9 protein-coding genes are annotated in these 11912 nt (G+C 60.6%); 1 reads left to right on the top strand and 8 read right to left on the bottom strand.

Features of this window, described 5'->3' with window-relative positions; all coding sequences use genetic code 11:
* Positions 1-150 precede the first annotated feature (150 nt).
* Entirely contained in the window at positions 151-945 is a 795-nt protein-coding gene (locus ACIQY3_RS18360) for an IclR family transcriptional regulator (RefSeq protein WP_403021909.1), read from the top strand.
* A gap of 11 nt (positions 946-956) precedes the next feature.
* Here ACIQY3_RS18360 and ACIQY3_RS18355 read toward each other — a convergent pair whose 3' ends face one another.
* From ACIQY3_RS18355 to ACIQY3_RS18320, 8 genes are all read right to left on the bottom strand, one after another.
* Positions 957-3506, bottom strand: coding sequence for a LuxR C-terminal-related transcriptional regulator (locus ACIQY3_RS18355; RefSeq protein WP_403021907.1), 2550 nt, complete (start codon positions 3504-3506; stop codon positions 957-959).
* A 231-nt stretch (positions 3507-3737) separates the two neighbouring features.
* A complete protein-coding gene (locus ACIQY3_RS18350; protein ID WP_403021905.1) occupies positions 3738-5105 on the bottom strand; it encodes a DUF1329 domain-containing protein in 1368 nt (455 codons plus the stop codon).
* A gap of 23 nt (positions 5106-5128) precedes the next feature.
* Entirely contained in the window at positions 5129-6922 is a 1794-nt protein-coding gene (locus ACIQY3_RS18345; RefSeq protein ID WP_403021903.1) for a DUF1302 domain-containing protein, read from the bottom strand.
* 934 nt (positions 6923-7856) lie between these two features.
* Positions 7857-8768: an SDR family oxidoreductase gene (locus ACIQY3_RS18340; protein WP_054049821.1), complete on the bottom strand. Its 912-nt coding sequence runs from the start codon at positions 8766-8768 to the stop codon at positions 7857-7859.
* 202 nt (positions 8769-8970) lie between these two features.
* Complete coding sequence (locus ACIQY3_RS18335; RefSeq protein ID WP_403021900.1) at positions 8971-9873, bottom strand: alpha/beta fold hydrolase; 903 nt, start codon at positions 9871-9873, stop codon at positions 8971-8973.
* A complete protein-coding gene (locus ACIQY3_RS18330) occupies positions 9873-10655 on the bottom strand; it encodes a class II aldolase/adducin family protein (RefSeq protein ID WP_403021898.1) in 783 nt (260 codons plus the stop codon). The genes ACIQY3_RS18335 and ACIQY3_RS18330 overlap by 1 nt, the downstream gene beginning before the upstream one ends.
* Before the next feature lie 134 nt (positions 10656-10789).
* Positions 10790-11476 carry an LrgB family protein gene (locus ACIQY3_RS18325; RefSeq protein ID WP_403021896.1) on the bottom strand — a complete coding sequence of 229 codons (687 nt, stop codon included), beginning with the start codon at positions 11474-11476 and terminating at the stop codon, positions 10790-10792.
* Complete coding sequence (locus tag ACIQY3_RS18320) at positions 11466-11852, bottom strand: CidA/LrgA family protein (protein ID WP_403021894.1); 387 nt, start codon at positions 11850-11852, stop codon at positions 11466-11468. The genes ACIQY3_RS18325 and ACIQY3_RS18320 overlap by 11 nt, the downstream gene beginning before the upstream one ends.
* Positions 11853-11912 lie beyond the last annotated feature (60 nt).

The raw sequence follows: 11912 nt of genomic DNA, 5'->3' as shown, positions 1-11912 counted from the left end.
GGGAGTAGGCAATGGCCTGTCGCTCTGTTGCAGAGGTCTTGGCACGCCCGGGTTATTTTTATCGTAATCCAATTACGCTTAACGTAATTTGATTGGTATTGACCGTCAAGCTATAAAGACGCCCATTCGTCCCGGGATCACACCGCCTCCATGGAAAAGCCGCGCAACAACGATAAACAGAAAGTCCGCTCGGCCGAGGTCGGCACTGACATCCTCAAGGCCCTGGCCGAACTGTCGCCGTCGACCTCGTTGTCGCGCCTGGCCGAACATGTGCAGATGCCGGCGAGCAAGGTTCATCGCTATTTGCAGGCCCTGATCGCCAGTGGTTTTGCCGAGCAGAACGCCGCCACCAACCATTACGGCCTCGGCCGTGAGGCCCTGCGCGTGGGCCTTGCCGCGCTTAACAGTATGGACGTGCTGAAAGTCGCCGCCCTGCCCCTGGCCGAGCTGCGCGATGATTTGAACGAAACCTGCTTCCTGGCGGTATGGGGTAATCAGGGCGCGACCGTGGTGCACATCGAACCGGCGGTGCGCGCAGTGACGGTGGTGACGCAATTGGGCTCGGTGTTGCCGTTGCTCAGTTCGTCCACGGGGTTGGTGTTCAGCGCGTTCCTGCCGAATAGGGAAACCGTGGAACTGCGCGAAATGGAAATCCAGGCCAGCGCCGCCCATGCCCTGGCGGATGATCAGGTCTACGCGACCTTGTGCGAGCAGATCCGGGATCGTGGCCTGCATCATGTTCACGGCTTGCTGATGCCGGGCGTCGATGCGTTGTCCGCGCCGGTGTTCAATGCCGTGGGTAACGTGGCCGCGGTGCTGACCATCGTGGGTCCGACGTCGCTGTTCCACGCTGATGAAGACGGCCCGGCGGCGCAGCGCTTGCTGGCGGCGACCCGGGCCGTGAGTTGGCGGATGGGTTATGAGGCCCAGGTGTCCGACTTATAAACGCCGGCGCTTCATGCCCACAGCCCCAGCACTTTTGCCTTTGCCACGGCTTCCGTTCTGCGTTCGACGCCCAGTTTTCCATGAATCCGTCGCGCGTGAGTTTTAACCGTGTGCAACGAAATAAATAATTTATCGGCAATCTGTTGATTGGAAGCGCCGCTGGCAATCAACTTCAGCACTTCGAGTTCACGCCGACTGAGCGGGTTATTCCCATTCATCATCAGCGATTGATCGCCCAGGTCATGTTGCGTGTCCTGCAGCAGCTCCGGTCGTCGCAATTGCAAGTCGCGCAGTGCTTGCTGCCCGTGGTAACGCTCGACCAGTTGCAAACCTTCCCGCAGTAATTCCCTGGCCAATACCGGATCACCAGACAACCAGGCCACCTCGGCCAACGCGAGTTGCAACTCTGCTTCGAGGGCGAACATGCCATGACGCTGCGCCGTATTGCGCAACGTCTCAAGCACCGACAAGGGACTTTGCGCCTGATGCAAATAAACCTCGGCCAACACCACTAGATATTCAATCCGCGGAATCAACTCCAGCGTTGCCGGCGGAGCCTGTCGCGCATTCGGCCCGCGATAATGGCGCAACACCCGGCTCAGCGCTTCATGGGCCAACTCCGGCCGCCCCTGTTGCAACCAGAACTGGCTACTGACTTGCAACAGCACTCCGCGATACACCGTGTCGGGAATCTGCCGCTGCTGCATCAAGCGTTCGGCGTCGCGCAACCGGATAAACGCCTGGGCATAGTCGCCCTGATTGGCCGCCAATTGCGCCTGGCCGAGGAAGCCGTACAACACTCTTTTGTCCTGGCTGCGCAGGCAATCGTGCAGGCCCGAATCGAAGAACTCGGCTGCCTGCTCATCGTGCCCCTGGCTCAGGGCCAGACGCCCCCGGCGCAAGGCGATGCGCCCCAGCAGCGGCGTCGCCGGGTCGGCTTGCTGACTCAGCAGTTCGTGGATATTGGCCAGCAGGCTTTCGGCACGTCCGGCAGCGCCGCGTTGCTCCAGCAATTGTGCGTGGTCGAGTTCCAGCAATCCTTCGAACAACAGCGAATTGTGCGATCGCGCAAGACACAGCGCTTCGCGATTCAGGGCTTGGGCGGCTTCAAGGTCGGCATTGAGCAACGCTTGCTGGGTCAGCCCGGACAAGCACAACAAACGCGCGGGCCAGGCCTCGGCCGCTAGCGCTGTCAGTGCCTCGATAAAGTGCGCACGGGCAGACTCTCCGCGCCCCTGAAGATGCAGCAACCAGCCGATCAGCGCTTGCCAACGGGCGAGCAATTGGCGCTGCAGTGTCGCGCTCGGTTGTGGGGCGAAACGCTCCAATTGCTCGATACAGGCCGATGCCTGTTCGAAGCGACCGGCGAACAGCAATGCCGCCGTGACCAGCCCGACCAATTGCGGTGAACCGAGCATCAAGTCATCGCCATGTTGCTCATGCAAGCGCAACAGCAGCGCTACGTTTTGGCCGCGAAACAAATGCTCAAAACTGAAGTGCTGCAGCAGGCTGACGGCCACTTCGAACTCCTCCGCCAGCAACGCCTGTTCGAACGCCGCTTGCCAGTCTTCCTGGGCGCAAAACCACTGACAGGCTCGTCGATACCAGGAGCGCCCGCCCGGCCACGGCTCATCACGCATCAACCGACTCAGCGGTGAGAACACCTGCAACCAGTCCGGCGAATCGTGCCAGGCTTCGATAAAACAGCCGCGCACGTGTAACTCGTGCATCCAGCGAGCGCCCTCCCCGGCGCCGAACAAGTGCTCGCACAGGCTGGCATTGAACCGTGGCAGATGCGCCAGCACTTGCCAGGCTTCGATCAGTTCGGCGGGCAAGTTGCTGAACAATTCGTGCTGCAGATAATCGAGCAAGGTAGCGGTGCGGCCAGGATGATTCGGGTCTTTGGCCCATTGGCAGCCATCGAGCAAGGCGATGCGAACGGCGGCACACCAGCCACCGCTGCGCTGGAAAATCCGCCGGGCGGTTTTCGCCGCCAGGGGTGCCTCGAAGTGCCGCAGCAGTTGCTCGATTTCCGCCGCCGTCAGTGCCAGCGTCCGGCCTTCGAATTCATGCAGTTCGTCGTCCAGCAACAGACGCGGCCAGTTGCAATGGGGTCGCCGCCGACCGCTCAGCCACCAGGTGATCTGTGGGTTGCTGACCGCCAGGAGCTGATCGAGCAGCCCGTCCAGCTCCGGTGCGGGCACTCGGCAGTAGTCATCGATAAATAACCAGATGGGTGTCGACACACGCGCCAGCTGCGCCAGTAAGGCAGACTCGCCCGCTGCCGGCAGCTCAAGCGCCTCCGCCAGGCGCAGGCAGAAATCGGCCCGGCTCAACGCCACGCCGGACAACGCCAGCCACACCACTCGACACTGCGCCGGCGCCTGCAACAAGCACTCGGCCAGCAACGCACTCTTGCCGCTGCCCGCCGGCGCGCACAGCAGTTTTACCCGCGCGGACGATGCCAGCAGCGGTTCGCTCAACCGGGTTCTGGAGAGGTGATGGGATGACAGGCGAGGAAGGAATCCAGGACGATCCAGACACGGGGTCATGGCGGTCATTGCGGCGTGCCTTTTTATAGTTGTGCCGCCACCCTAGCCCTCTGCAACGCGCTTGTTGAGAAGTATTCAGAACGCTGATTGCTGCCCATAAAAAAGCGCGACCTGCTGGTCACGCGTAACCCATGTGGGAGCGGGCTTGCCCGCGAAAGCGGTGAGTCAGGCAACGACAATGTCGACTGATACACCGCCTTCGCGAGCAAGCCCGCTCCCACAGAGGGTTGTGGTGTTTCTTTAGCGAACACCCTCCGCACGCAGGGCCGATGGCGTGTAGTCCGCTGCCTTGGCTTCGAAGCCGAATTCGAAGCTGTGTTTCTCTTCGTTCTTCATGCCCAGGGCGATGTAGCGACCGGCAATGATGTCGTAGAGCGCTTCGAGGGTGTAGGCCTGGGCCTGGTGATCGTAGTAGTACTGGGCGTGACCTTCGGCGACGCGCCACAGTTGGCCGCGACCGTCGTAGTGATCCACCAGCGCCACTTGCCAGCTGTCTTCATCGATGTACATGTGGCGTTTGGCGTAGATGTGCCGCTCGCTTGGCTTGACAGTGCCGACCACTTCCCATACCCGATGCAGTTCATAGCGGGTCAGGTCCTGGTTGATGTGCCCGGCCTTGATGATGTCGTCGTACTTGAGGCTCGGAGAATCGAGTTTGTAGCTGTTGTACGGGATGTACATTTCTTTCTTGCCGATCAGTTTCCAGTCGTAGCGATCCGGTGCGCCGGAGAACATGTCGAAGTTGTCGGAAGTACGCAGGCCATCGGCGGCGGTACCCGGCCCGTCATACGCCACTTGCGGCGCGCGACGCACCCGGCGCTGGCCGGCGTTGTAGATCCACGCCAGGCGCGGTTCCTTCACCTGGTCGAGCGTTTCGTGCACCAGCAACACGTTACCGGCCAGACGCGCCGGGGCGGTGACGGACTGTTTGAAGAAGGTCAGCACGTTGGCGGCTTTCTCCGGGTCCAGATCCTTCATCAATTGCGGCACGGCGATCTCTTCTTCGAAGCGGATCGGCGTGTAGCTGCCGTTGGTCTGCGGGGTCACCTGGGTGATGATGCGCTTGAGGTTGCCACCGTGATAACGGGTGATGTGGTTCCACAGCACTTCCACGCCATTCTTCGGAATCGGGAACGCGTAGTAGCGGTTACCGGTGAAATTGGCGAGGCCGTTACCGTCGTTGATGCTGGTGACGTTCAATGCGCTGCGCTTGGCCGACTCGTAGATTTCCGGCGGCACGGCCACGGTGCGGTGGGTCGGGTAGACCGGGATCTTGTAGGTTTCCGGGTAGCGCTTGAACATCGCCACCTGGCCTTCCGAGAGTTTGTCCTTGTACTTGTCGACGGTCGCCGGAGTGATCACGAACAGCGGTTTTTCGTTGGCGAACGGGTCGGCGAGGAAACCTTTGCTGTCCACCGCGCCAGCGTTTTTCGGAATGCCGCCGGTCCAGGCCGGGATCGAGCCGTCAGCGTTGCCAGCCTTCTCCGCACCCAGTGGCGTGAGGGTGGTGCCAAGCTTGTTGGCTTCTTCCGGCGACACCGCCGCCATCACGTTGGCGGCCAGCAGGCTCAGGGCCAGGGCGCCGCATTGCAGAATCATCTTGCGCATTAAAATCATCCTTCTCAGCCAGATCAGAAGTTCACGCCGAAGCTCAGCGCCAGGAAGTCGCGGTCAGTCAGGGTGTTGTAGTCCCCGCCAAAAAAGTCGGTGTAACTCAGGCTCGCGGTGTAGGTGTTGCGGTAGTCGGCATCGACGCCGACGCTGATCGCCTTCGCACCTTCGTTGAACAGGCCGTTGGGGCCGTAGCCGCTGACGTCATGGGACCAGGACAGGTTGGGCTTGAGGTTGATGCCGCCGATTACGTTGGCGTAATCGAGGATTGCCCGGGCGCGGTAGCCCCAGGAGGTCGAGGTGACGAAGCCGTCGGTGTCGCCGCCAAAACCGTACTGGCCGTAGACCGAGTCACGGCCGTAACGCAGTTTGGTCCGCGACTCCAGGCCACCAACCCTCACCACGGCCGCTTCACCGACCAGGGTCAAACGCTGGGCGCCCAGCACTTGGTCGAAGAAGTGGGTCAGGGTGCTCTGGATCTGGGTCACTTCCTTGCGACGATAACCTTTGTTGTCAGAACCCGGCCCGGAGGCAATCGGCGAGGCCGCGCCGCCAGCAATCGGGTTGATCATGGCCAGGGTCAGGTCGTTGGTGTTGACCTGCACCGGGGCGTTAGGGCGGTAGCTGATCTCGCCGGTCCATGCGGTGCCGGTGGGCAAGGTGGTGGAGAAACTTGCGCCGTACAGGCGAATGTCTTCAGGGTATTCGAGGTAGTACTGACCACGACCCAGCATCACGCTCTGCGCCAGGCCCGAACCGCTGCCCGGTGCCAGTTGGTTGGCGATGCCGACCATGCCCGGCAGGCTGGCCAGGGTCGACGCGCCTGCAGTGACCGTGCCGACCGTTGGCGTACGGCTGTGGTAGTTCATGAAATACAGGCCGTACTCGGTGTCGTCACCGAGCCAACGCAAGGCCGTGCCCCACTGCCCCGAATCCCGGGCATCACGATCGCCGCCCCGAGGCACCACCACGCCTTCGCGGGTGACCTGGATCGGCTGGCCAAAGGCAGCTGCCAGCGGTGCCAACGGTGCAATCGCCGGGCTGCCGACGGTGTAGTTGTTGTTACAACCGTCCGCAGCCACATCGACCCCGAAGTAGGTGCCGCAGTTGTCGAGAACAGTCTGGTCCCATTCCAGTTGGTAGAAACCTTCGACGGTCAGTTGGTCGGTCAGGCCTTGGGAGCCGAACAGCATGTTCACCGGGATCAAGCCTTCCTTGATCTCGGCACCGGGACGCCGGAACGCGGAAACGTCGATCGGGTTGATGCTGTTGATCGAGTTACCGATGAAGGTACTTTCGCCCCAGCTCACCACCTGCTTGCCGGCACGCACGGTGCCCGGCAAATCGGCGATGGAATAGTTGTGATAGATAAAGGCGTCGAGGATCTGTGCCCCGGACGACTTGGCGCCTTCCTTGCGACCGCTGTCGCTGATCTGCTTGAACTCGCGGTCCTCGTCCTTCAGTTCGAAGTCGTACCAGTACTTGCCACGTACGAACACACCGGTGTCGCCGTATTTCAGTTCTAGGTCGTGGATGCCCTTGACGATCTTGGAGAAGGTTTCGCCCTTCTTGAAGTTCAGCCGCCCGTCATCACCGGTGGAAGACTGGCCCGTCCCGCCGTTGACCGTGCCGACCAACGACTTGTCCGCATCGCGCATGCCCCAACTCGCACCGACGGACAGCGAAGAATCGAACGTGCCCTCGATTTCCCCGATATTGAATGCAACGGCCTGGGCCTGTGCGCAGCAACCCAAAGCCACCGCAGCGGCAAGCGCCTGCGGCGTGAAGATGGCGCGCATTGTTGTTTTTGTCATGCGTCTTCCCCGGTGAGTGACAGAAGGCCCCACCCTACTGCCGAGCGTTGGGAGCGATAAGCGCACCAAGGAGGTATTCGCGTTGTACCTCCAAAGGATGAATGCCCGCACGGGACGGGGTTTTGCGCGGGGTATGGACGGGCTGGATGGCGGGTTATCAAGGGAATGGATGGACGCAATGGCGAGGTGCGGCGCGACTGTTACACGCCCCGTAACAGTGCATGTCTCGAATCGGTATTTTTCCTTTGGGTTCAAACCTTTATTCTTGCGGCGCTTTCACGGGAAACCACCGGGAAGCAGCAAGTCATGGCGTGGTGATCGATCCATGCCATCGACGCAAGATTTCAGATGAGTTGAAGCGGTTTTTCAGGTCATCGCTACCGTGTTCACTGACGTTGATTTATTGCTCCTTGATCAATCGTCTTACTTTGGCCGCTGCGGTTGCAGCGGCCTTTTTTATGGGCGATGAATAAGTGCGCTGTAAGAAAGATCCATTTACGCAAAAGATATTTCCTCCGTTATTACTTCCCCGCTGATACGTCTCTCAACCTCATAAGTAAAGGCTCACGCACCAATCGGACCCACACACTTCATTTCTGCGATAACTTAAAAATAGAAATCCAGCGATGCAGACGAATGATCGTGAAACAGCCGCCCCGACCACCCGCATTTGAATTGACTGATATTGAGGGAGCCGAAGTTCTGGCTCGAGAGCAGGTGCGACTTGCCGCACGGAAGGAGTTAATGCGATTGGCCACGGAGCAAGCAAGAACTGCTGCCGAGGCAGCCACGCGGAACAATGCTACTGAGCGGGCTCGTCTTGACGCGCTGGCAGTGTTTCAACGGCAAGTTGAGGTAATCGCTGCAAGCCAGGTATCAAGTCCGAGTGATTAAAAAAACAGCAAGGTCAAAGACCGTGACCTTGCTGATTTGATCACAGCGAATACTTCTGCAAATTCCCCATCATTTCCTTCAACGCTTCAATGTTGTCCTTAGGATGCGCCGCCCCTTCGAAATCGCAAATCTGCTGCCAGTGCGCCGCCACATCTTCCGGCGAGAAGCCCACCCGCGGATCAAACCCGGCGCCGAGGCTGCGTTCCCAGCGCACCTTGCCCATCCAGCCGCCACCAACTTCAAACAGACCTGAGGTTTCCTGGCAGTTTTCGCTGGCCAGGTACACCACCAACGGGCTGACCAGTTCCGGTTTGAGTTGTTCGAACACTTGCGGCGGGATCAGGCCTTCGGTCATGCGGGTGCCGCCAGTGGGGGCGATGGCGTTGACCAGGATGTTGTTCTTGCGGCCTTCGATGGCCAGGGTGCGGGTCAGGCCGTAAAGGCCGAGTTTGGCCATGCCGTAATTGGACTGGCCGAAGTTGCCGTAGATGCCGGAGGTCGAGGCGGTGAAGATCACGCGGCCATAGTTTTGCTCGCGCATATGCGGCCAGGCGGCGCGGGTGACTTTGTAGGCGCCTTCGACGTGGACGCGGTAAACCAGGTCCCAGTCGGCGTCGTCCATTTTGTGGAATGTCTTGTCCCGCAGGATGCCTGCGTTGTTGACCACGACATCCACGCGGCCAAACACGTCGAGGGCGTTTTGCACCAGTTTGTCGCCGTCGGTGACGGAGTCGTGGTTGGCTTCGGCAATGCCGCCCGCCTCGCGAATTTCGGCAACCACGCGGTCTGCTGCCGAGGCGTTGGCGCCTTCCCCCTGAGCCGTGCCGCCGAGATCGTTGACCAGCACTTTGGCGCCCTGTTTGGCGAACAGCAACGCATGGGCCCGCCCGAGGCCCCCGCCAGCGCCGGTGATGATCACGACTTTATCTTCGAAGCGCACAGACTCATTCATAGGGGAACTCCAGCAGGCCAAAGGGACGATGACCTCGAGTGTCAGGCACGGGGCGGCGGGTCACAATCAAGACGAGGGGGCTGAATGGTGTGCGATAAGGCAGGGGGATGATGAGGTGGAGTTAGAAAAAAGAACGCAGCCTTCGGCAGGTCCTACAGGGGAATGGGATCATCTGTAGGAGCTGCCGAAGGCTGCGATCTTTTCAGGAACACGCCCGCTTCAGCGGGGCAGAAACCTGCCTGTCACGAAACTCCAGATAATGCTTGAGCACCTGCACCGGCGCTTCGGTTTGCGGATAGTGACCAATGTCCGGCAGCAATACGGTGTCAGGATTGGGGATCAGTTCCCGGTAACGCTCGACCATGTGCGCACCGGAAATCGGATCGACCTCACCATCGATCACCCGCATCGGCACTTCGCCGCGCTGCATGGCGCTGACCCAGCGGTCGCGCTGGACCCGTCGTTCCGGGATGTAGCCAATCAACTTATGCATGATCCGCGGCCCGTGATTGCTGTCGATCAGGCTCCAGAAATCATCCATTTCGCTTTCGGTGGGTCGGGTCTGCGGACCGAAGATCTGCCGGAAGTTTTTCACCAGTGCATCACGGGTGAAGGCGCGGCCGATCATCCAGCCCAGCGGGCTTAGCAACAGTTTCTGTGTCAGCAGCGGGCGATGGGTTTCCGGGAACAATCCACCATTGAGGAACACGCAACTGGCGATGTTCACCCGTGCTTCGTGATGCCGGGCCAGCAGTTCCTGGGCGACGCTGTCGCCGTAATCGTGGGCCAACAGGTGCACCGGCTGTTCGATGTTCAGGTGCGCGAGCAAGGCCTGTTGCAGGTCGGCTTGCTCCAACAGGCTGTATTCGTGGCTCACCGGTTTGGCCGAATCGCCGAAGCCGAGCATGTCGCAGGCAATCACCCGATAGCGCTGCGTGAGCGGCTGCCACAGGTAATGCCAGTCCCAACTGGCGGTCGGAAAACCGTGGATCAGCACCAGCGGCTCACCCTGCCCGGCCGTCCAGTAGCGGATGGCCTGGCCACGGAATACGAAGGTCTGGCCGCGTTTGCGCCAGACACACAGCGGGATCTCGGCGAGTGGCATTAGAGTTTATAACCCGGGTCTTGTTTATCGAGTTTGCGCAGCAGCGCCGGCCAGGCCAGCGCGCCACCCATCCCTTGAGCGCTTTTGGTGACGCCGGCGATCATCGCCTTGGCGCCCGCCAGAATCTGCGGCTCGATGGCGATCAGTTCGGCGCCACCGTTTTGTGCGAGCACCTGGATATCGCAGGCGCGCTGGAAGGTGAACATCATCAGGAAAGTGTCGGCGATGGTGCTGCCGCAGGTCAGCAGACCGTGGTTGTGCAGCATCAGGAAATTGTTTTCGCCGAGGTCGGCTTGCAGGCGCGCTTTCTCTTCGTGGTTCAGCGCAACGCCTTCGTAAGCGTGATAAGCCAGGCTGGACAGGACAAACAATGACTGCTGGCTGATCGGCAGGATGCCCTGCTTCTGCGCCGACACCGCCACGCCCGCCGCAGTGTGGGTATGCAGCACGCAGACCACGTCGTGACGCACTTCATGCACGGCGCTGTGGATGGTGTAGCCCGCCGGATTGATCTCGTAGGGACTGTCCATCAGTTTGTTGCCGGCCTGATCGACTTTGACCAGGCTCGACGCAGTGATCTCATGAAACATCAGCCCGAACGGGTTGATCAGGAAGTCTTCGGTGCCCGGCACCTTGGCGGAAATATGGGTAAAGATCAGATCATCCCAACCATGCAGCGCGACCAGGCGATAGCAGGCCGCCAGATCGACACGGGTCTGCCACTCGGCGGCACTGACCTGATCTTTGACACTGTGGGGGGATTGGACGGGGGCGACACTCACGGAAGGAACCTCCTGGTTTTTATTATTTTTGCTCTCGTGTCAGCAGTCTAGTCAGCCCCCGAAGTTCGTGTAGTTGCATTCGCAGCCAGCTTGATGGCCGAGCGAGTCAGCTACGTGATGACCTTGGATCCATGTCAAAGGATCGACGCCAACAAGGGCGCCGCGAACAGATTCAGCAGCCCCGTCAGAACCATGACCAACCCCGCGACAGAGCCCTCTTCACCGCCCACTTCATGGGCCCGACTGACCCCGGCACCGTGGGCCCCGACGCCAAACAAGGCCCCGCGTGCCAGGGCGCTGCGCAGCGGTAACCACTTGAGCAGGATGCCGCCGAGCATCGCGCCGAATACACCAGTGAACATTACAAACACCGCCGTCAGTTCCGGTACGCCGCCGAGGTCGTGGGCCAGCGGCATGGCGAACGGTGTGGTGATCGAACGCGGCACCAGGGACATCGTCACCGAGCTGTCCAGCGCCAACGCCCTGGCCAACCCGAACGAACTGCCGATGGACGCCGCGCTGCCCGCGAGCATCCCGAGCAACAACGCCGACCAATGCCGCGCCAACATCTGCCGCTGCTGCCAGATCGGCACGGCGAACGCCACGGTGACCGGCCCCAGCACCAGCATCAGCCAATGGGTGTTGCTCGAGTATTCGGCATACGCGGTGTGCAGCGGCACAGCGAGTGCCAGCAGCAACATCGGGACCAGAATCAGCGGCGACAATAAATAGCGCCCCGTGCGCCGGTAAATCCAGCGACTGAACAAATAAGCGAGCAGCGTGAAAGCCAGCCAGAACATCGGCATCAGCTCAAGCGTCATGGGGCCTCCTCAAACGCACGACCAACTCCACGGTGAACGCCGTCACCAGCATCACCATCAAGGTGCTGACGCCGATCACCAGCAGAATCCGCCAGCCGTCATCGCGCATCAGCCCGCCGTAATCGAGCAGGCTCATCAACGCGGGAATAAAGAACAGCAGCATCTCGGCCATCAACAACCCGGCGCCCATCTGCAACGCGGCGGGCTTCACCCAACCGAACGCGAACGCCAGCAGCAACAACGCCATGCCGATCACCCCGCCGGGAATCGGCCAGGCCAACCAGGCAGCCAATTGGCAGCCGAGCAGGTAGATCGCCAGCAGCACCGCCAATTCAGCGACCAGTCGGGCGAGGTATTTCAGAGTTGATGCGTTCATGGTTTCGGTCCTCACAGGCGCTCATTTTACGGAGCGGGCTGATATCCCTGAAACGAATTG

This window comes from Pseudomonas sp. NPDC096950 (genome assembly GCF_044762525.1).
Lineage (GTDB): Bacteria > Pseudomonadota > Gammaproteobacteria > Pseudomonadales > Pseudomonadaceae > Aquipseudomonas.
This window is presented reverse-complemented; position numbering and strand designations above follow the sequence as displayed.

Excerpts from the sequence above, each read along its gene's own strand:
- ACIQY3_RS18360 (WP_403021909.1), top strand. The coding sequence starts at position 151 with ATGGAAAAGCCGCGCAACAACGATAAACAGAAAGTCCGCTCGGCCGAG.
- ACIQY3_RS18355 (WP_403021907.1), bottom strand. The coding sequence starts at position 3,506 with ATGACCGCCATGACCCCGTGTCTGGATCGTCCTGGATTCCTTCCTCGC.
- ACIQY3_RS18350 (WP_403021905.1), bottom strand. The coding sequence starts at position 5,105 with ATGCGCAAGATGATTCTGCAATGCGGCGCCCTGGCCCTGAGCCTGCTG.
- ACIQY3_RS18345 (WP_403021903.1), bottom strand. The coding sequence starts at position 6,922 with ATGACAAAAACAACAATGCGCGCCATCTTCACGCCGCAGGCGCTTGCC.
- ACIQY3_RS18340 (WP_054049821.1), bottom strand. The coding sequence starts at position 8,768 with ATGAATGAGTCTGTGCGCTTCGAAGATAAAGTCGTGATCATCACCGGC.
- ACIQY3_RS18335 (WP_403021900.1), bottom strand. The coding sequence starts at position 9,873 with ATGCCACTCGCCGAGATCCCGCTGTGTGTCTGGCGCAAACGCGGCCAG.
- ACIQY3_RS18325 (WP_403021896.1), bottom strand. The coding sequence starts at position 11,476 with ATGACGCTTGAGCTGATGCCGATGTTCTGGCTGGCTTTCACGCTGCTC.
- ACIQY3_RS18320 (WP_403021894.1), bottom strand. The coding sequence starts at position 11,852 with ATGAACGCATCAACTCTGAAATACCTCGCCCGACTGGTCGCTGAATTG.